Source organism: Microvirga roseola (assembly GCF_020866965.1).
In the GTDB taxonomy this organism is placed as follows: Bacteria; Pseudomonadota; Alphaproteobacteria; order Rhizobiales; family Beijerinckiaceae; genus Microvirga; species Microvirga roseola.
The window spans coordinates 21,891-40,983 of record NZ_JAJATX010000017.1 but is presented as its reverse complement, the minus strand read 5'-3'; the positions used below and the strand labels follow the sequence as shown (position 1 = coordinate 40,983).

Here is a 19,093-nt window from a genome sequence, read left to right as displayed (position 1 = left end):
CGGCAGGTTAAGCATGGTGGATCGGGCGGCTCTTGCGGCATATGCCGGTTACGTTCTCGAGGATGCGACGATCCCCGAACTGCCCAACCACTACCGGGGCAAGGTGCGGGACAATTACGACCTGCCCGACGGGCGGCGCATCATCATCGCCTCGGACCGCCTGAGCGCCTTCGACCGCAACCTCGCCGCCATCCCGCTCAAGGGACAGGTGCTGACGCAGGTGGCCCGGTTCTGGTTCGAGGCCACCGCCGGCATCTGCCCCAACCACGTGATCGAATATCCCGACCCGAACGTGGTGATCGCCAAGAAGCTCACGATCCTGCCCGTCGAGATCGTAGTGCGCGACTATCTCGCCGGCACCACGGGAACCTCGATCCTCTCGCTCTACAAGAAGGGCCAGCGGGAGATGTACGGCGTGCGCCTGCCCGACGGTCTGCGCGACAACGAGAAGCTCCCTGAGACCATCATCACGCCGACCAGCAAGGCCTTTCATGGCGGCCACGACGAACCTCTGACGCCCGCCGAGATCGTGGGGCAGGGGCTTTTGACGGACGAGCAGTGGAAGACCGTCTCCGGCTATGCCCTCGCGCTTTTCGCCAAGGGGCGCGAGATGGCGAGGGAGCGCGGCCTCATCCTCGTCGATACGAAATACGAATTCGGCATCGACGAGGCCGGCCGCATAATGATCGCCGACGAGATCCACACGCCGGACAGCAGCCGCTACTGGTTTGCGGGCAGCTACCGCGAGCGCTTCGAGGCGGGCGAGCGCCCCGAGAGCTTCGACAAGGATTTTGTGCGCAACTGGGTGGTCGCCCGCTGCGATCCTTACAAGGACGACGTCCCGGAAATCCCCGCCGACGTGGTTCTGGAAACCTCCCGCGTCTATATCGACGCCTTCGAGCGCATCACGGGCCAGCCCTTCACGCTGCCGGACCCGAACGTGCCGGTGCTGGAGCGGGTTCGAAAGAATCTCGCGGGATATTTCTAATCGGGCGGGTTTCGCCGATCCTAGCGCTGGAATGGATAGCACATTCGATCGCGCGGATTTTTTCTGCGCTCAAATCAGCCAAGAGATTTCTGGGATCGGAGGCACGCAGCTCGATCACGGCCTCTTTGATCTCTTTCAGATCGGGAAGGGAGAACGCCTCTCCCATTCGCTCCTCATAGGTATCATCCGAACTCACGCCTTGTCCTCCTTGCACTAACGGGCCTAAACAGGTCCGTGCGACAACAAAGGTCACCGTAGGCTTGGCAGGCTACCTTCCGCATTGCCGAGGAATTACGTGTCTGTAATGGAGCACAGCCGATCCGCTCAGGTAGGACTCGGTCTGTGGTTGGGGCGAGAGTTTCCGCTCCTCGTCGCGGACCAGATGCTGCTCCTCCTAGAGCGAAATGGATCTGAGGCAGATGCCAGCCTGCCTCCAACGAGCAAATTGACGATGCATCCGGTCTGCCGTAAGAACATGCCCATGATCACCGGTCGCACCTCTTCCGTGAATTATTTTACGCCGTCCCCATAGGGCGGCTCCGTTCGGTTGCGACCAGACGTTCGATGCCGCCGCTCTCCGGCGGCATCTTCATTTGGTGATCAGGTCTCCGGGCAGCGGCTCCCGCAAGCTCCCAGGAGACTTCTCATGACGACACTCCAATCCGCCTTCCTGAAGACGCTAACCGAGCGCGGCTTCATCCATCAATGCACCGATCTCGCCGCGTTGGACGAGAGGCTTTCGGCCGGGTGCATCCCAGCCTATGTCGGCTTCGATGCGACGGCAGACAGCCTCCATACGGGTCACCTCCTGCCGATCATGACCCTGCGCTGGCTCCAGAAGACCGGCCACAGGCCTGTTATCCTGATCGGCGGGGGCACCACGCAGATCGGCGATCCGAGCTTCCGCGACACGAGTCGTCCGCTGCTCGACGATGGGCAGATCGCAAAGAACATCGCAGGCCTGAAAACGGTCTTCTCCCGCTACATGACCTTCGGCGACGGGCCGACCGACGCCGTGATGGTGGACAATGCGGACTGGCTCGATCCCTTGCGCTACCTGCCTTTCCTGCGCGACTTCGGCACTCATTTCACCATCAACCGGATGCTGAGCTTCGACAGCGTGCGCCAGCGGCTCGAGCGCGAGCAGCCTCTGACGCTGCTCGAGTTCAACTACATGGTGCTCCAGGCCTTCGACTTTCTCGAGCTGTCGCGCCATCACGGCTGCCTGCTGCAGATGGGCGGGTCGGACCAGTGGGGCAACATCGTCAACGGCATCGAGCTCGCGCGCCGCATCGACCAGCGCCAGCTCTTCGGCCTGACGACGCCTCTGCTCACCACGTCCTCCGGCGCCAAGATGGGCAAGACCGCCTCCGGCGCGGTCTGGCTCAATGCGGAGCGCCTGGGCCCTTACGAGTTCTGGCAGTTCTGGCGCAACGTGGAAGACGATGACGTTCCCCGTTTCCTGCGTCTCTTCACGGAGCTGCCGCTCGACGAGGTCCAGCGCCTGTCGAGGCTGCAGGGATCAGAGATCAACGCCGCCAAGGAGGTCCTTGCAAACGAGGCGACCCGGCTCGCCCATGGCGAGGAGGCTTCGCGGAACGCAGCCGGGACGGCAAAGCAGGCTTTCGAGGGCGCGAACGCCGCCGGGCTTCCGACGATCACGCTTCCCGAGGCCGAAATCGCCGCCGGCGTGGAGGTGGCCCGGCTTCTCGTCCTGGCAGGCCTCACGGCCTCCAAGGGCGAGGCCCGCCGTCTGATCCTGAACGACGGTGCGCGCCTGAACGGAGCGACGGTAAAGGAGGTGGACGCCAGGGCGACATCCTCCGACCTCAGCGAGGGCGTCCTGATGCTGACCGCCGGGCGCAAGCGGCACGTCCTCATCCGCGCCGAAGGATGAGCCCGAAAGGGAGCGGCAGCACAACCGGCTGCCGCTCCCCCTCAGATGAATGTCGCGGCTGCCTTCGTCACATCACGGGCGCTCGGTCGGGAGCATTTCCGGTCCCGTCAATCCAGGTGCGGAGGCGCACGTTGCGCAGATCCTGGACCGGGGAGTTCCGTTGACAGGGCTGAGCATGAGGCCGATTCTTCCGGGCCAGGGAGCTGACGGCGTGGCGTTTTTCGCTCGATGCGGGAGGCTCTCATGACCAGCGGTTCATTTGCCCTGCCTTCGTCCGACGGAACGGTTTTTCTCTCCGACGATGGATTGGAGACGACGCTCGTGTTCCACGAGGGGGTCGATCTTCCGTGCTTCGCCGCCTTTCCCCTGATGCGCAGCGAGGAAGGACGGAGCCTGCTCGAACGCTACTTCGAGCCTTATCTCCACACCGCCCGCCAGCGCGGGGCGGGCTTCATTCTCGACACTCCCACCTGGCGCGCGAACAGGGATTGGGGCGCCAAGCTCGGGGTCTCGGCGCAGGACGTGGCGGAGATCAATCGGGAATCCGCCCGCTGGGCGCACAGCCTGCGGAAGCGAATGTCGGGGGACGGAGCGCAGATCCTCGTCAACGGCGTGGTCGGACCGCGCGGCGACGGCTACCGGCCCGATGCGCAGATGAGCGCCGCGGAGGCCCAGGCCTATCATGCTCCGGAGGTCGAAGCCTTCCGCGAAGCGGGAGCCGATCTCGTGAGCGCCATCACCATGAACTATGCGGAGGAAGCCATCGGCATCGCCCGCGCGGCGAAGGCGCAGGGACTACCGGTGGCGGTGTCCTTCACGGTCGAGACCGACGGCAGGCTCGCCACCGGCGAGACGCTCCGTTCCGCCATCGAGGGGACGGACCGGGAGACCGGCGACGCGCCTGTCTACTACATGATCAACTGCGCCCATCCGAGCCACTTCGATGGTGCTCTTGCCGATGGGGAGCCCTGGATGCAGCGCATCCGCGGCCTGCGGGCGAATGCCTCCGCCAAGAGCCATGCGGAACTGGACGAGGCGACGGAGCTCGATCCCGGCGATCCGCAGGACCTTGCCCGGCGATACAGGGATCTGCGCCAGAGGCTGAACCTGTCCGTCTTCGGAGGCTGCTGCGGCACCGATCACCGCCACATCGTAGCGATCTGCGACGCCTGCCTGACGTGAGGATCCTGCATCAGGCGGCGAGTGTAACCTCAGGCAAACGCGCGACGGCGGGCCTCGCGAAGAGATAGCCTTGGAAGAGTTCGATGCCGGCCTCGCGCAGGACGGAGAGCTCTTCGGGCGTCTCGATGCCTTCTGCGATCACCGTCACGTCGAGGGCGCGCGCCATCACCATGATCCCTGAGACGATGGCCCTGCGCGCCGCCGATCCGGCGATGCCGCGGATCAACTCCATGTCGATCTTGATGATGTCGGGCTGGAAACCGGCGAGCAGGTTGAGACCTGCATGGCCTGCGCCGAAATCGTCGATGGCGGTCACGAAGCCGAGCCGGCGGTACTCCGCCACGATCCGCGCCACGTGGCCCGTATCGGTCATGCGCTCGTTCTCGGCGAACTCGAACATGATGCGCCTGGTGTCGAAGCCGACACACCGGGCCGTCTCCAGCGAGGTCCGGATGCAGGCGGAGGGTTCATAGACGGCGTTGGGCATGAAGTTGATGGAGAGCCGCGTGTCGCCGTCCCGCGGAAAGAGGCGGCCCGCCATCTCGATCGCCTTGACCCGGCAGGCCTGGTCGAAGCGGTACTGCCTGTCATCGTCCACCTGGTCCAGGATGAAACCGGCCGACTGGCCTTCGAGCCCGCGCACGAGTGCCTCGTAGCCCCAGACGGCGCCGCGTCCGATATCGACGATGGGGTGGAAAGCCATGGTGAAGTCGAAGGGAAGGGGCCCGCCGGTCTGGCAGCCCCGGCATCTGTTTTTCACATCCGCCACGGGGCGATCCTGCGCTTGAAACTGTCGGTCCAAGGCATCATGGCGGCCAAACGTTACGCCCGACCTAATGCAACGGAAGTATGCGGGAGCTACTGGTCGGGCTGGGCTCTGCTTCCCCGCTGCTCGCCCTTGTGCCGCTCCCAAGGCCAGCGCCCCTCGATCTCGACTTCGAGGGAGAAGCTCAGGAAGGTTCGGATCAGGACCACGCCGCCGAGAATGATGACGCTCTGGAGCGTCGGCTCGATGGCGACCGTGTTGATGATGTCAGCGGCGACCAGGAATTCGAGGCCCAGGAGGATCGCCCGTCCCACATTCGACCGGTAGAGATGGAACGCATCCTCGCGCGACGTTCCCTGAAGGATCTGCCGCAGGACGAAGATGGTTGCGGCGATGGTGCCGAGGACGATCACGGCGGTGCCTGCGACCTCGATGGCGCGCGTCGTGAATTCCAGTGCCGGGGAGAGCCATCCGTCCATGAGCGATCCTGCCTGAGAGCCAAGGACCAGGAATCATAGGACGGAATGCCGAGCCTTCCAGGGCAGGCACAGGTCGTGGCGCTACCCCGTCCGTCCGCTGCCGGACAGACGGCCTCCCGGCCGATGCCGGAACGGGTCAGACTGAAAGCGCTCAGGCAAAGCCCGGCTTGCTCGGGAGCCCCATTCTTTTCAGCATTATCACCACCGGGCAGAGGCCCGTGAAGGAGGCCTGGATCAGGTGAGCGCCGAGGATGCCGGTCAGCCAGAGCCAGTTGAGATTGACGTAAACGGCGAGAAGGACGCTGACGATGATAAGCCCGCCGACAGTCAGAAGGATTGCGCGTTCAACGGTCATGGTGGTGCTCCTTGCAGACACCCGATCATAATCCAAGCCGGCAACGCGACAAATTGCGGTCCTGCATTACCCCGAAAGGAAAAGGACCGGCAGGGCCGGTCCTTCGCGATCCTCCATCGCTTCCGTGAAGCGCGTCACTCGGCGGATGAGATGCGCATCTCGTCAGCCGGCTCGGTCCGGCGCGGGCCGTTCATGACGACCACGGGCGAGCCGACGGGAACGCGGTTGTAGAGATCGATGACATCCTGGTTGAACATGCGGATGCAGCCGCTCGACACCGACTGGCCGATGGACCAGGGCTCGGTGGTGCCGTGGATGCGGTACATGGTGTCCCGGCCGTCGTCGTAGAGATAGAGCGCACGTGCGCCGAGGGGGTTCTCGAGTCCGCCCTCCATGCCGCTCGCCCATTGCGCATTGCGCTCGGGATCGCGCTTGATCATCGAGGCGGTAGGGGTCCAGCGCGGCCACTCGGCCTTGCGGCCGACCCGGGCGCGGCCGCTCCAGGCAAGGCCTTCCTTGCCGACGCCGATGCCGTAGCGGATCGCCCGGCCGTTCTCGCGCACGAGGTAGAGATAGCGGGCATTCGTATCGACGACGATGGTGCCCGGCTCCTCGCTGCCGCGATAGTTGACCTCGCGGCGCAGGAAGCGCGGATCGACCTCGGAGATGTCGGTGGCCGGGAGCGGGTGCTCCTCGTCGAGCTTGGGCCCGTACATCGCCATGTAGGTCGGGTCGATGTAGCGGGTGACCCGCTGCGGAGGAGGAGGCTCGGTGGCGACGCAGGCCGCCAGCGCCAGCGGCGCGAGCAGGAGCACACCGAAACGGATCGTTCTTCTCAACAGGGAAAGGGCCAGGACCGGAGCAGCAGACATCGGAAAATCGGGACTCGCAGGTTGCTGTTGTTCTAGAGCTTCCTTCGGCAACGCTTGAAAGAAGCAGCGGTTTCTTTGCTTCAGGCTTCAATAAGCCCGGTGGTGACCGCAAGGTGGTTTGCACATGGCGGAAATGTGGCCGAGCCCTCCTGTGCTTTGCATGACACACTTGCTTCAGGCTGTTGAACAATATCCCCGCAGGCGAGTAGAAGTGCTGTGTAATCCAGAATGAACGATTGATCCGATTTTTCCTAAACACGAGTGTTTGATGAAGCCCCTGTCCATCTCAATGCTAACGATCTGCGGCATTTCCGAACTGCCCGATCAGAGCACCCGCTCCGTAAGCCACGTGCTTTCCATCCTCGACCCGGATCACCCGGACCCGGACGCTTTCCAGGCCTACGATCCGCACCACAGGACGGTGCTGCGCTTCCATGACGTGATCGAGCCCGCGCCCGGCATGATCCTGCCGGAGCCCGAGCATGTCGAGGCGATCCTGCGATTCGGCGACGATCTGGCGCGAAGCGGGCAGGAGAGGGCGGACGGACACCTGCTCGTTCACTGCCATATGGGCGTGTCGCGCTCGACGGCGGCGATGCTGATCCTGCTGGTCCAGACCTATCCGGAGGAGAGCGACGAGGCCCTGATGCAGCGCCTCGCGGAGATCCGTCCGCAGGCCTGGCCGAACTCCCTCATGGTCCAGTTCGCAGACGACATGCTCTCGCGCAAGGGAGAGCTCACCGAGGCCCTCAGGCGGCATTACGGCCGTCAGATGCAGCGCTTCCCGAACTATGGCAGGGTGATGCGCGACCTCGGACGGGGCCGCGAAGTCGAAATGGCGGTCTAAAAGGACCGCCATTTCGCAAGCCTCTACCGGGCCGTTGCCTTTCCGAGAAGGCCGAACTTCGCGTCGGTCTTGAGAGGAGGCGCCTGGGCGGCCTCGCTCGCCAGCTCCTCGATGATCGGGCAGTCCGGACGCCCGTCGCCGTGGCAGGTGCGGGCGAGGTGCTTCAGGGTGCCTGCCATCTGCTGCAACTCTTCGATCTTGCGTTCGAGCACGCCGACATGCTCGAGCGCGATGCGCTTCACCTCCTTGCTTGCGCGTTCGCGGTCCCGCCAGAGGGACACGAGATCGGCGATCTGCTCCACAGAGAAGCCGAGGTCCCGCGCACGGCGGATGAAGCGCAAGGTATGCACGTCGCTGTCGGAATAGACCCGGTAGCCGGATTCCGTCCGCACGGTCTTCGGGATCAGCCCGATGGATTCGTAGTAGCGGATCATCTTGGCCGAAACGCCCGAGGCCGCTGCCGCTTGCCCGATATTCATGCTGTGCCTTCCGCTGGCTTGAGGGCGGGCGCGGCCTGCGCCGCCTGCCCGATGGGAGCCGTGAACCGGCGCAGCCTCAAGGCATTGCCGACCACGAAGACGCTGGAGAGAGCCATGGCGGCGGCGGCCACCACGGGCGAGAGCAGGGTGCCGTCGACCGGGTAGAGGATGCCGGCGGCAACCGGGATCAGCAGGACGTTGTAGGCGAAGGCCCAGAACAGGTTCTGCCCGATATTGCGGATCGTCGCCTTCGACAGGGCGATGGCATTGACCACGCCGCGCAGGTCGCCGGACATGAGCACCACGTCCGCGCTCTCGATGGCGATATCCGTGCCCGTACCGATAGCGATGCCGATATCGGCTTCGGCCAGCGCCGGCGCGTCGTTGATGCCGTCTCCCACGAAGGCGATGCGGCCATGGGCTGGGCGCAGGCGCTTCACCACCTCGACCTTTCCGTCCGGCAGGACCTCCGCCACGACCTCGTCGATGCCGATCTGCCTGGCAATCGCTTCCGCGGTCTTACGGTTGTCGCCGGTGATCATTGCAACCTTCAGGCCGAGAGCGTGCAGCGCCGCAATCGCTTCCGGAGTCGAGGGCTTGATCGGGTCGGCGACGGCGATGGTCGCCGCAAGCTTGCCGTCGATGGCCGCATAGAGCGGGCTCTTGCCCTCGGCGCCAAGACGGGCCGCCGTTTCGGCAAAGGTGCTCACATCAAGGCCGAGCTTCGCCATGAAGCGGTCCGCACCCACATCGATTTTGCGCCCTTCGACCGTAGCGGAGACGCCGAAACCCGGCACCGCATCGAAGCGCTCGGTCGAGGGAAGGGCGATGCCCTGCCGCTCCGCCGCCGCGACGATGGCCTCCGCAATCGGGTGCTCGGAGCGGCTCTCGACCGCCGCGACCAGCCTCAGGGCCTCCGCCCTGTCGAAGCCGGGGGCGGTGACGAAATCTGTCAGGTCCGGGCGGCCTTGGGTCAGGGTGCCGGTCTTGTCGAGAGCGACGACGCCGATCTCCTTCAGGCTCTGCAGGGCCTCGCCCTGGCGGAAGAGCACGCCGAGTTCGGCTGCCCGGCCCGTGCCCACCATGATGGAGGTGGGGGTCGCCAGTCCCATGGCGCAGGGGCAGGCGATGATGAGCACGGCGACCGCATTCGCCAGCGCGAAGGTGAGCGCCGGTTCGGGGCCGAAGATCAGCCAGACCAGGAAGGTGAGGGAGGCTGCGGCCATGACGGCGGGAACGAACCAGGCCGTGACCTTGTCCACGAGCGCCTGGATCGGCAGCTTCGAGCCTTGCGCCTGCTCGACCATGCGGATGATCTGCGCGAGGACGGTGTCCGCTCCGATGCGGGTGGCGCGGAAGGTGAAGCTTCCGGTCTTGTTGATCGTGCCACCGACGACTTCCGCGCCCGCAGCCTTCTGCACGGGAACCGGCTCGCCGGTGATCATGGACTCGTCCACGAAGGAGGAGCCTTCCACGACCTCGCCGTCGACGGGGATCTTCTCGCCGGGGCGGACCTGCACGATGTCGCCGGCCAGGACCTGATCGAGAGGAATTTCGAGAGCTTCGCCGTCGCGCACCACGCGGGCGGTCTTCGCCTGCAGGCCCATGAGCCGCTTGATCGCTTCCGAGGTGCGCCCCTTGGCCCTGGCTTCGAGAAAGCGTCCGAGCAGGATCAGCGTGACGATCACGGCCGCGGCCTCGTAATAGGCATTGGCCGTGCCCGCCGGCAGGACGCCGGGCGCGAAGGTGGCGACGACCGAATAGGCATAGGCCGCGCTCGTGCCAAGCGCCACGAGGGAGTTCATGTCCGGCGACCAGCGGAGGAGCGCCGGAACGCCTTTCTGGAAGAAGCGCAGGCCGGGCCCGAACAGGATGACGGTGGTCAGGGCGAATTGCAGGTACCAGCTGTTGCGGTGCCCGATATTGCCGGCCACCCAGTCATGGATGCCGGGGATGAAGTGGGAGCCCATCTCCGCGATGAAGATCGGCAGGGTCAGGACGGCCGCGATCAGCAGCGAACGCCGGAGGCTGGACAGCTCGGCTTCGCGCGCAGTCTGCTCCCGGTCCGCCTGGTTGCCGTCCTGGCGGATCGCCTCGGCCTCGTAGCCGGTGGCCGCGACCGCGCCGATCATGCGGTCGACGGTCTGGGCCCCGCCGAGATAACGGACGGAAGCCCGCTCCGTGGCGAGGTTCACGCTGGCGTCGAGGACACCCGGCACTTTCTTCAGGGCCTTCTCGACCCGGCCGACGCAGGAGGCGCAGGTCATGCCGGAGATCTTGAGGTCGATCAGTTCGCCCGAAGGCTCATAGCCGGCGGCGCGGATCGCCTCGGCCACGGCGCTCGGATCGGCCTTTGCCGGATTGAACGACACATGCGCGCGCTCGGTCGCCAGGTTCACATTGGCTGCGCTCACGCCTTCGACGGATCGGATCGCTTTCTCGACCCGCCCGACGCAGGAGGCGCAGGTCATCCCCTGGATGGGAATGTCGATGGTGTCCGTAGGGGCGGAAAGCTTGCTCGCAACCATGGCGAATCTCCTGACTCAACATATAGGCATCACGTGTAATCCTTCCAATGATGGGAAGGTCAAGCTTCTCTCCCGCTCTAGCCGAATGACGGGGTTTACCGCTCTGGAACCCTGGCCGATCCTGAGCCATTGATCCGACACGTTTTGACAATAGGCCGCCGCCCGACAACTCCTCGCCCGTGCCGATCGGATCGGCGCTGACATTCAAGAATGACTGCCTGAGCCGGTACAGACCTTTGAAGCATATCGACAAACAGGGCCCGACCCTTCGCATCCTGACCTATAACGTGCATCGCTGGCTCGGGACGGACAGAAAGATCTCTCCGGGTCGGATCGCGGATGTGATCGCAGCCTGCGAGCCCGATATCGTCGCTCTCCAGGAGGTGCGGGTCGGGCGGGTTCATGCCGGCGAGGCGGACCAGGGGGCGCAGGTGGCGTCCAGGCTCGGGATGGACATGCATTTCCAGCCCACGATCCGGATCCTGGGCGAACAGTACGGCATCGCGATTCTGACGCACCACCAGTCGAAGCTCGTCAAGGCCGAACGCCTGCCCACCCATTCTCCCGGCCCGTCCTTCGAGAAGCGCAGCGGGCTGTGGGTCTCGGTCGAGATGGACGGGCACAGGGTGCAGGTCATCAACGCCCATCTGTCCTTACGCTCGCGGGAAAGGCGAGCCCAGGCCGCGGCTCTCGTGGGCGGGGACTGGATGGGGCATCCCGATTGCGGCGATCCGGCGATCCTGCTCGGCGACTTCAACGCCCCGCCTTATTCGCGCTCCTACCGGCTGATCGCGAACCGCCTGCGCGATGCGCAGCTGTCGAATCCCGCCGGCGAGCCCCAGCCCACATTCCACACGCGCGCACCCGTCCTGCGGCTCGACCACGTCTTCGTCACCAAGTCGGTTGAGGTGGTCTCGGCCGCTCCGGTGCGAAGCCCCCTGACGCGCGTGGCGTCCGATCACTTCCCCCTGCAGGCGGAATTGCGGGTGCACAGCCGCTCGCAGGCGGTGAAGGCGGGGCAGGCTCCTGCTCCCGAGGACGAGCTTTTGTGAGTGCGCGCTTCATCCGAAAGAGCAGCGCCATTATCCTTTAGAGACTTGAAAGCGGCGCTTTTTGTCATATTATAACATGATTATGTCACGTAATAATTGAGGTTCCGCGGGGGCAGGGACCAAAGGTTGCGGCATGAGGCTGTATTACACCCCAGGCGCCAGTTCGCTTGCCCCCACATCGTCGCCTGCGAGGCCGGCCTGGCGATCGAGTGCGAGAAGGTCGATCCGAAGACACAGACGACGTCTTCTGGACATTCCTTCCTCGATATCAACCCCAAGGGATCCATCCCTGCCCTCGTTCTGACGGGCGGCGAGGTCCTGACGGAGGTTCCCACCATCCTGCTCTACCTGGCCGCGCAGGCCCCGGACGCCCGCCTGCTGCCGGAGCAGGGCTCGCTGGACCGCTACCGGGTGCAGGAATGGCTCGCCTTCATCGGAACCGAACTGCACAAGGGCTTCGATCCGCTCTGGAAGGCCGCCATGCCGACGCTTGCCCGTCAGCTCGCCGTGGAGGACCTGCACCGCTGCATTGCTCATCTGGAGATCTGCCTGCAAGGGCGCTTCTATCTGGTCGGCGAGCAGTTCACGGTCGCCGACGCCTATTGCTTCACCGTCCTGAGCTGGGCCCGTTTCCACCGGGTCAACCTTCTGCCCTACGGCAATCTCGGCACCTTCATGCGCAGGATTGCAGGCCGTCCCGGCGTGAAGAAGGCCCTGGCCGAGGAGGGACTTGTGACGGCCGCCTGAGACGGCGACGGGAGCGGGGCAGGGGTCTGCGGCCCCGCAGACTGCAAAACCCTTGCCATGGACCATGGGGACGGCTAGGCAGCCTCGCGACAGAACACCTTTGCCATGCTCCCCGTTTCCATCTTCATCATCGCCAAGAACGAAGCCGACCGCATCGGCGAGACGATCCGCGCCGTCAGGGACCTGACCGACGATCTGCTCGTCGTGGATTCGGGCTCGACCGACGGCACGCAGGCGATTGCGGAGGAGCTGGGCGCCCGCGTGATCTTCAACCCCTGGCCGGGCTACGGTCCGCAGAAGCGCTTCGCGGAGGAGCAGTGCCGGCACGACTGGCTGCTCAACATTGACGCCGACGAGATCCTGCCGCCGAACCTGGTCGCGGAGATCAGGGCGCTCTTCGCCCGCGGCGAGCCTCCCTGTCAGGCCTACAGGATCCGCATCGCCGAGATCTTTCCGGGCGAGCCTGCGCCGCATCCGCTCGCCTATGCGCTGTCACCCGTCAGGCTCTACCGCAAGGATTGGGGCCGCTATTCGCCCTCGCTCGTCCATGACCGGGTCGATCTGAAGCCGGGAACCAAGGTCGGCAGGCTCAAGGGAACCGTGCACCACCGCTCGGTGCGGTCGCTGGGCGACCAGATCGAGAAGCTCAACCGCTATTCCGACCAGCAGGCGGTCGATCTCGAAATCCGGGGTGTCTCGATCCCCACCTGGCGGGTCTTCGTGGAGTTCCCGGCGGCCTTCCTCAAGGCGTATTTCGGCCGCCGCCATGCCCTTCGCGGAACCTACGGCTTTCTCACGGCCATGAACTACGCCATCGCGCGCCATCTGCGCGTCGCCAAACACTACGAGAAGAAGCGCCTGAGCGCGTGGAAGAAGGACTCCCGATAGGACGGGCCCGAGCCGGAGGCAGGGTTCAGCCTGCCTGCCGGAATTGCGTCTGCTCCGCGATCACCGTGCGGTTGCGTCCGTTTCGCTTCGCCGTATAGAGCGCCCGGTCCGCCATCTCGATCAGGCGGGAGAAGTCCGGGTGCCCGTCGAAGGTCGCAACGCCGATGGAGACGGTGACGGGAAGCGGCGTGTTGTCCGGCGCCAGGAATTCCCGCGTTCCGACCTGCAGCCGGATTCCCTCAGCGGCCCGGAAGGCGGCTTCCAGGTCCTTTTCGACCAGAGCCACGAGGAATTCCTCGCCGCCATAGCGGAGGACGAAGTCGCTCAGACGGCAGGCGTCGAGAATGGCGTCGGCGATCTGGCGCAGCACCGCGTCGCCCGCCTGGTGACCCCAGGCATCGTTGATCTGCTTGAAGTGGTCGACGTCGATCATCAGAAGCGAGAAGGACGTCTTGTTCTTCGTCGCGAGGATGATCTCCCGGCTGAGGATCGAGGGCAGGAAGCGCCGGTTGAGAGCCTTCGTCAGGGGATCCCGTCCGCTCTCGATGGCGGCGACGCTCTGGAACATGTCCACCAGCAGGAACTTCATCTCGCCGACGATGGCCTGGAAGCCTTCGAGCAGTTCCGGCAGACTTGAGGGATCGGCCGAGCATGCCTCCTCGAGCTTCGGCAGCAGCTCCTCGTCGATGGTCTGCATGGATTTCTCGATGTGAGCGAGATTGGCGGAGCCCTCGAACATGACACCGGCGCGGTGGCGGAGCCACAGGCCGAAATCGGATCGGGAAAGGGGCGTCAGCCTGACCTGCTGCGCCTGCCCCTGAACGCTAAGGCTAAAGAGCACGCCGAGGCTCCATTCCATCAGGGCGGCGCGCTGGCTTTCCTTGTCGACCGTGATGTCCTGTCCGAGGGAGAACAGGCGATAGGCCTCGTCCGTCTGGGCGCGGCTGGCCGTGCTCCGCACAAAGCTCTGGCTCATGATCTCGATGGCGCAGTCCATGAGACCGGTCGCGTAAACGGTCGCCTCCCAGAGACGGTCGCGCTCGAGGCCCGTTTGCTGCAGGCGCTCGAAGATGCTGCTCTTGAGAAGGTCTGCGCCCTGCATCACCAGATGGATCGAGATTCGCATCCGGGCATGAGCTTCGCCGATGCCCTTCTGCCGTTCGGCCAGGGCCTGCACGCCGCCCGCTTCGGCATCGCCGGCGAAAAGATCGACCAGCCACTGGCGCAGGGAGCGGTGCAGCCGCTCGTCCACCAGCTTATGGGAGAGAAACCGAGCCGCCTCCTGATCCTGAGTCAGTGTCGAGTAGAAAGTCTCGACCAGCTCATCGGCGGAGGCTTCCACGAGCCGGGCAATGGTGTCTCGGATCTCCGGCCTGACGGAGAAAAGGATCCGTTCGATGCGGGCCGCAGCCTGCAAGGGCTTCCTGTGCACGTTGGATCTCCGTCACAGAGCCGCGATCACGCGGATTTCGAGCGCGTAGCCGGGATGGGCCAGTCCGGATTCGATGCAGATGCGCGCAGGCGCCTCACCGGCCACGACCCAGGCATCCCAGACCTCGTTCATGGTCTCGTAGGAGGCGATATCCGCAAGCCAGATCGTGGCCTGGAGGATCTTCGACCTGTCGCTGCCGATCTCCGCGAGCGACTGGTCGATCTGGCCCAGAATGTCCCGCGTCTGCTCCTGCACGGATTGTCCAAGGCTCGTCTCGGGCACGTAACCGGAGAAATAGGCCGTGTCCCCGAGGATCACGAGGTCGCTGTACCTCGCTGCAACCCCGATCCGCTTGATATCTGTCACGATGATTCTGCCCTGACCGCGTCAACCGCCGCGCCTCTACCATGAAGCTTGGCGTCACGTAACGGTATTGTTGCAAGGCCGAGCTGGCCTTTCAGCAGGCTTGGCAGGCACCCGCTCGCAGGCAGGTTCTGGAGAGTTCTTCAGGGCACAAACGACAGTCAAGGTAGGGTAGGCGGTGCAGCATTCTCGCCCTGCTTTCGGGTCGCGCGGAGTCGCGGCGCCAGATCCGCGGGTGATTTTTGCACCTTGACGAAAAGCGGCGCTTCGCGTCTATTGCGCCACCTGCGAGAGGCGGGATTCCAGGCAATCCCCGCTTCGTTGCTTTTGGAGACGTGGCCGAGCGGCTGAAGGCACTCGTTTGCTAAATGAGCATACCCCAAAAGGGTATCGAGGGTTCGAATCCCTCCGTCTCCGCCAAACCTAAATCACTGATATTACGAGATATTTTGCACCAGCCGGACCTGTCCTCGACACAGGATTCGACACATGGGGCATCTTTGGCGCAGGCCGTCCGGATTCGTCTTCCAGCTTCATATTCCGCAACGTTTTGTTGAGTCTCTTGGCCGTACACCAATCCGGATTCGGCTTGGTCCCCTCCCAAGGGCCGAGGCGAATTGGTTTGCCCGCATCCTGGCGGGTCGTGGAACGGTTATGTTGGAGAGGGGCATGGGGCGGGATGTCCTGAGCCGAAGCTTGGCAGCGCTTGCCGCCGAACTGGAGGCTCTTCGGAAGGAAGAATTCAGGGCAGGCGTCCGCGCTCTTCCAACTTGGTTCGAGGAGGGGGAGGATCCCGAACTCATTGTCCACCACCAGGCTCGGCGGAAGATCCATGAAGCTCAACGCGATACGCTCCGAGGCGTACGTCAGAGGCTTGATGGTCTCGGAGCTGCTTTGTCTCAGGATGGAGCAGCATGGGAAGCTGAGCGGGCGATGCATGATCGCCTTGTCGACCGGCTCGCATCGACGACCTCTGCGCTACCCGCGAGTGTCGAAGTTGCACAAGGACCATCTACGCCACTGCTTTCAACGACCATTGACGCCTATCTCTCGCGGAAGAGGGAAGATGAGGTCGGAAAGGCCCATGTCGACGGCTTGCCTCGGCGCTTCCGGGGGTTCATTGAGCACGTCGGGGATAAGCCGATAGACCAGTACACGGCAAGTGACCTTCAGTCCTTCACCTCGACGCTGGCACGCGTACCAGCGACTTGGAGCAAGGAAGCCGAGATCAAGGATCTTTCCGCGCGAGCGGCGTCCGAGTGGAATATTGCCCGGCGTCAGCCTTTGCCCCGTATGTCTGAGACGACGATCCGCCTCGGGTATGCTCGTCCCATCCGGACGTGGTTTGCATGGCTAGCGCTTGAACATAGGTTCCCCAATCCGTTTGCCGGCATGCGCCTCGCCGTCCCAAAATCGGCGAAAAATTCGGTTCGGCGTAAACCGCTCACGATGCCAGAACTCACGCGTTGGCTGGCCTACGCAGAGCGGCAAAGCCGTCCAGATGATCGTTTCCTTCCACTGCTCGGCTTCCTTACTGGCGCACGCATAGCCGAACTCGTCTTCACCCAGGCGCGAGACTTGCGCCAATTCGGAGACGCATGGGCATTAAGTTTGGCTGAGCCGCTGATTGTTGACGGGCGCGAAGTCCGGCGACCGCTCAAGAATGCGAACAGTGCCCGCCTTGTCGCGCTACACGACACGCTTGTCGAAGCCGGCTTCATCAAATGGGCGATGGATCGTCCTCCGAACGGTTGGCTGTTCCCGCATCTGCATCAAGCCGACATCGTCAGACCTTCAGATACTGCGAGCAAGCGAATGTCGCGATCGATGAAGGCAGCAGGCGTCCATGAGCCGCTGGTCAAGGTATTTCACTCCCTACGCCACAACTCGCGGGATTGGCTAGAACGTGTTGTGAAGCTGCCGGACAGCATCGTCCGACGCCAAATGGGCCACGCAGCCGAGGACACCGCAGAGACCTACGGCGAGGATCCGCTTCTTCCTGAGGAGGTTCAAAGGATTGCCCGAGCTCCGCTACCCGAAGATCTGGACATCACGCCGTACCTTCCACGGAAAGGACGCCGATAGGGCAGATCCCAGCGAACTGAGTGTCTCGCGTGGACGCCCGGCCCCCTCCCTACGGATTAACGATATCTCCTTAGCGGAAACCCTTTAATCACGGGCATACTTCGCTACACAACTTCCCTACTCGAAGGTGAAACCCGTAGGGAAGTTGTGCGCCTGGCTTAGGGGTCTTTAGGCTAAACTTGATGAGCCCGACCCGATCGGACCGTTGCCGCGGAAAGGGGCTTGTCGCCCGCTTCGCCGACAGCTCTCATTGAGGGAAAGCGCCGGATCATTGGGCTGTGGCGGCCCTCCCCGGCGCTTCCTGGAGCGCGATTAGAATGCTTGTCGGCAACGTTCTCGTCAAATTGCTGCGAGGGCAACTGCGGTGAACCGGAGGCCGGGACATACCCCCGGCCAGTCGACGCCCTCGTCTGCCCCTGAAGCCAAAAATGTTGACGCGCCAAGCAATGGAGCCACCCCTCGCTCTCGCAATACAGTCCCTGAATGCGTTCGAGTGTTCGAGACGCGCTGGGCCGAAGCTCAGTGGCTGCGCGAGGTCATGTCCGGGATCAGGGAAGGCCGCCGGTCCGCAGCGCCAAGAGACGGTGACGCCTTCTTCGCGGAGCGGGTGCTGTCGCGTCGCGATCTGGTCCATCGGCGCCTGACCGACGGCTTCCAGTGCTTCGGCGAAGAGATCGGCGGTCGGTACCGGACGCCCTTCACGGAGACCGGACTACGCTCCAACAACAGTCACGTCCTGCGGCGCATCGTTCAGCTCACGCCACGGACCCCGTCGCTGATGAGCGGCCGCACCAAGGAGATCATGACCAAGGGCGACTCGAAGCTGCTCAGCCTCGACAATCCTTGGATCGTGATGAACGGCAAGGTCAGGGGCGTCTTCCGGATCGACCTCGATGTCACGTTCCCGTCCTGGGACGCCCTCCGGTACGAGATCGAGCAACTCAGGCTGCCATGCCTACCGCACATCATCGTCGCCTTCGAGTTACCGGACGGCCGCATTGAGCGCCCCCATGTCATTTACCTGCTGCCTTACCAGTCCAGCGTGTGGTTCGACCCCAGTGACCCGCGCTGCCGCCGGGACATCATGAGCCTTTGGCGTGGCGTCCATGCGGGCATCACGAAGGAGTTCCTGTCACTCGGTGCCGATCCCGGCGCCCTGTCGAATGCGATGCGGATCAAGAATCCTCTTTCGCCGTTCTGGACCTATCGCACCTGGAATGAAACGATTTTCCCGGACCTGGCGGAATGGGCCGGCTGGGTCGATACGACAACGAGCCGGACCACCATGATCCGCGAGAGCGCCGCGGCTCTGTCCGGGATGGAGAGGAAAGCCTCAAACGTCCTCTTCACCACACTCCAAGATTGGTCATTTGCCCTGCTACGAGAGATGCACCGCCAGGACGATCCGATTTACGCTCAATCCATTGCGAGCAAGGACCGCGATTGCTTGGCAGAAGTCCTGTTCAAAGCCTTGGTCGGCCGTGCGAGCATGGTTGTCGACAATCCCAGGCAGGCTCAGGCCATCTTGTATCGCGTCACGACGTATGCCGCCGATCATTGGGACCCGAGCCGAGTTGCTCGCGATGTGTCCAGGGACCGAGGTGCCTGCGCCCCTGACGTCGAGGGAGTGGCTGGAACAGCCAGGCGGCAAGCCATTGGTGGCCGCTACGCCGCAGCCCTGCGTGCCTCACGCGCTGTTGAAACCATCCGCTCCGCGGTGCGAGCAGCGCTTGCCGAAGGAGCGCACATCACGAAAACTGAGATCGCCCGGCGCTCAGGCCTGTCCCGGCCAACCGTCCTCAAGCATTGGGATGCCGTCGAGCCTCTCATCACGGCTGGCACCGGTGAGGTGTAAAAGACGGTGTATAGATAAAAAGCAACCCGGCCTCCGGCCCGGGCGAGATCATACCTGCCCCGAGCCGGAGAACTGTGTCCCTTCCTGTGACGAGGTGGAACTGTGGTCGTTTAACGGAATGGTCCCATCACGGGAGAGGACCATTCCCAGACGCGGATTCTTCCCTCGACGGGCGCGGCGGAAGGAACGGCGGACGCTTGAAGCCCTTAGCCTTCCCGTCCTCTCTACCTGCCCCAATCGGAATGCCAGGGACCGACTCAATGGGCGGAATGGCCGAC

General features: G+C 64.0%; 17 protein-coding genes and 1 tRNA gene. 10 read left to right on the top strand and 8 right to left on the bottom strand.

The features are described from left to right. Positions 1 to 13 precede the first annotated feature (13 nt). The 3 genes from LG661_RS12405 (at position 14) to LG661_RS12395 (ending at position 4,067) form a co-directional block, all read left to right on the top strand. A complete protein-coding gene (locus tag LG661_RS12405; RefSeq protein WP_230532216.1) occupies positions 14 to 988 on the top strand; it encodes a phosphoribosylaminoimidazolesuccinocarboxamide synthase in 975 nt (324 codons plus the stop codon). A gap of 646 nt (positions 989 to 1,634) precedes the next feature. Then, positions 1,635 to 2,885 carry a tyrosine--tRNA ligase gene (tyrS, locus tag LG661_RS12400; protein WP_230532215.1) on the top strand — a complete coding sequence of 417 codons (1,251 nt, stop codon included), beginning with the start codon at positions 1,635 to 1,637 and terminating at the stop codon, positions 2,883 to 2,885. Between the two features lie 243 nt (positions 2,886 to 3,128). Beyond that, on the top strand, positions 3,129 to 4,067 hold the full coding sequence (locus LG661_RS12395) for a homocysteine S-methyltransferase family protein (RefSeq protein ID WP_230532214.1): 939 nt from the start codon (positions 3,129 to 3,131) through the stop codon (positions 4,065 to 4,067). Positions 4,068 to 4,077: 10 nt separating this feature from the next. On the opposite strand, the gene LG661_RS12390 is transcribed toward LG661_RS12395, so the two are convergent. The 4 genes from LG661_RS12390 to LG661_RS12375 form a co-directional block, all read right to left on the bottom strand. After that, the gene (locus LG661_RS12390) at positions 4,078 to 4,827 is read right to left on the bottom strand and encodes an EAL domain-containing protein (RefSeq protein WP_456085513.1); all 750 of its coding nucleotides are present in this window, start codon (positions 4,825 to 4,827) and stop codon (positions 4,078 to 4,080) included. 98 nt (positions 4,828 to 4,925) lie between these two features. Then, on the bottom strand, positions 4,926 to 5,312 hold the full coding sequence (locus LG661_RS12385) for a DUF1622 domain-containing protein (RefSeq protein ID WP_230532213.1): 387 nt from the start codon (positions 5,310 to 5,312) through the stop codon (positions 4,926 to 4,928). Positions 5,313 to 5,463: 151 nt separating this feature from the next. Next, complete coding sequence (locus LG661_RS12380) at positions 5,464 to 5,667, bottom strand: YgaP family membrane protein (RefSeq protein WP_230532212.1); 204 nt, start codon at positions 5,665 to 5,667, stop codon at positions 5,464 to 5,466. 134 nt (positions 5,668 to 5,801) lie between these two features. Next, the gene (locus LG661_RS12375) at positions 5,802 to 6,539 is read right to left on the bottom strand and encodes a L,D-transpeptidase (protein ID WP_230532211.1); all 738 of its coding nucleotides are present in this window, start codon (positions 6,537 to 6,539) and stop codon (positions 5,802 to 5,804) included. A 268-nt stretch (positions 6,540 to 6,807) separates the two neighbouring features. Here LG661_RS12375 and LG661_RS12370 point away from each other — a divergent pair, with 268 nt between their 5' ends. Next, positions 6,808 to 7,386, top strand: a complete 579-nt coding sequence (locus tag LG661_RS12370; protein ID WP_230532210.1) for a tyrosine phosphatase family protein — start codon at positions 6,808 to 6,810, stop codon at positions 7,384 to 7,386. A gap of 23 nt (positions 7,387 to 7,409) precedes the next feature. Here the strand turns inward: LG661_RS12370 and cueR are convergent, their stop codons facing one another. After that, a complete protein-coding gene (gene cueR, locus LG661_RS12365) occupies positions 7,410 to 7,865 on the bottom strand; it encodes a Cu(I)-responsive transcriptional regulator (protein WP_230532209.1) in 456 nt (151 codons plus the stop codon). Continuing rightward, positions 7,862 to 10,393: a heavy metal translocating P-type ATPase gene (locus LG661_RS12360; RefSeq protein ID WP_230532208.1), complete on the bottom strand. Its 2,532-nt coding sequence runs from the start codon at positions 10,391 to 10,393 to the stop codon at positions 7,862 to 7,864. The genes cueR and LG661_RS12360 overlap by 4 nt, the downstream gene beginning before the upstream one ends. A 236-nt stretch (positions 10,394 to 10,629) precedes the next feature. Between LG661_RS12360 and LG661_RS12355 the strand changes: the two genes are divergently transcribed. The 3 genes from LG661_RS12355 to LG661_RS12345 all read left to right on the top strand — a co-directional run bounded on the left by LG661_RS12355 (position 10,630) and on the right by LG661_RS12345 (position 13,080). Then, a complete protein-coding gene (locus tag LG661_RS12355) occupies positions 10,630 to 11,445 on the top strand; it encodes an endonuclease/exonuclease/phosphatase family protein (RefSeq protein ID WP_230532207.1) in 816 nt (271 codons plus the stop codon). 126 nt (positions 11,446 to 11,571) lie between these two features. After that, positions 11,572 to 12,192: a glutathione binding-like protein gene (locus LG661_RS12350; protein WP_230532206.1), complete on the top strand. Its 621-nt coding sequence runs from the start codon at positions 11,572 to 11,574 to the stop codon at positions 12,190 to 12,192. Positions 12,193 to 12,297: 105 nt separating this feature from the next. Beyond that, positions 12,298 to 13,080 carry a glycosyltransferase family 2 protein gene (locus tag LG661_RS12345; RefSeq protein WP_230532205.1) on the top strand — a complete coding sequence of 261 codons (783 nt, stop codon included), beginning with the start codon at positions 12,298 to 12,300 and terminating at the stop codon, positions 13,078 to 13,080. 25 nt (positions 13,081 to 13,105) lie between these two features. Here the strand turns inward: LG661_RS12345 and LG661_RS12340 are convergent, their stop codons facing one another. Continuing rightward, positions 13,106 to 14,512 (bottom strand): GGDEF domain-containing protein, encoded by a 1,407-nt coding sequence (locus tag LG661_RS12340; RefSeq protein WP_230532204.1) that lies wholly within the window; start codon positions 14,510 to 14,512, stop codon positions 13,106 to 13,108. A gap of 12 nt (positions 14,513 to 14,524) precedes the next feature. Further along, positions 14,525 to 14,878 (bottom strand): RidA family protein, encoded by a 354-nt coding sequence (locus LG661_RS12335; RefSeq protein ID WP_230532203.1) that lies wholly within the window; start codon positions 14,876 to 14,878, stop codon positions 14,525 to 14,527. A 326-nt stretch (positions 14,879 to 15,204) separates the two neighbouring features. Here LG661_RS12335 and LG661_RS12330 point away from each other — a divergent pair. From LG661_RS12330 to LG661_RS12320, 3 genes are all read left to right on the top strand, one after another. Then, positions 15,205 to 15,295, top strand: a tRNA-Ser gene (locus tag LG661_RS12330). Positions 15,296 to 15,544: 249 nt separating this feature from the next. Then, on the top strand, positions 15,545 to 16,960 hold the full coding sequence (locus LG661_RS12325; RefSeq protein WP_230532202.1) for a site-specific integrase: 1,416 nt from the start codon (positions 15,545 to 15,547) through the stop codon (positions 16,958 to 16,960). A gap of 493 nt (positions 16,961 to 17,453) precedes the next feature. Beyond that, positions 17,454 to 18,815, top strand: a complete 1,362-nt coding sequence (locus tag LG661_RS12320; protein WP_230532201.1) for a winged helix-turn-helix domain-containing protein — start codon at positions 17,454 to 17,456, stop codon at positions 18,813 to 18,815. Positions 18,816 to 19,093 lie beyond the last annotated feature (278 nt).

Coding starts and splice junctions, on each gene's coding strand:
- LG661_RS12405 (WP_230532216.1), top strand. CDS start 14: ATGGTGGATCGGGCGGCTCTTGCGGCATATGCCGGTTACGTTCTCGAG.
- LG661_RS12325 (WP_230532202.1), top strand. CDS start 15,545: ATGGGGCGGGATGTCCTGAGCCGAAGCTTGGCAGCGCTTGCCGCCGAA.
- LG661_RS12360 (WP_230532208.1), bottom strand. CDS start 10,393: ATGGTTGCGAGCAAGCTTTCCGCCCCTACGGACACCATCGACATTCCC.
- LG661_RS12375 (WP_230532211.1), bottom strand. CDS start 6,539: ATGTCTGCTGCTCCGGTCCTGGCCCTTTCCCTGTTGAGAAGAACGATC.
- LG661_RS12370 (WP_230532210.1), top strand. CDS start 6,808: ATGAAGCCCCTGTCCATCTCAATGCTAACGATCTGCGGCATTTCCGAA.
- LG661_RS12380 (WP_230532212.1), bottom strand. CDS start 5,667: ATGACCGTTGAACGCGCAATCCTTCTGACTGTCGGCGGGCTTATCATC.
- LG661_RS12385 (WP_230532213.1), bottom strand. CDS start 5,312: ATGGACGGATGGCTCTCCCCGGCACTGGAATTCACGACGCGCGCCATC.
- LG661_RS12395 (WP_230532214.1), top strand. CDS start 3,129: ATGACCAGCGGTTCATTTGCCCTGCCTTCGTCCGACGGAACGGTTTTT.
- tyrS (WP_230532215.1), top strand. CDS start 1,635: ATGACGACACTCCAATCCGCCTTCCTGAAGACGCTAACCGAGCGCGGC.
- cueR (WP_230532209.1), bottom strand. CDS start 7,865: ATGAATATCGGGCAAGCGGCAGCGGCCTCGGGCGTTTCGGCCAAGATG.
- LG661_RS12345 (WP_230532205.1), top strand. CDS start 12,298: ATGCTCCCCGTTTCCATCTTCATCATCGCCAAGAACGAAGCCGACCGC.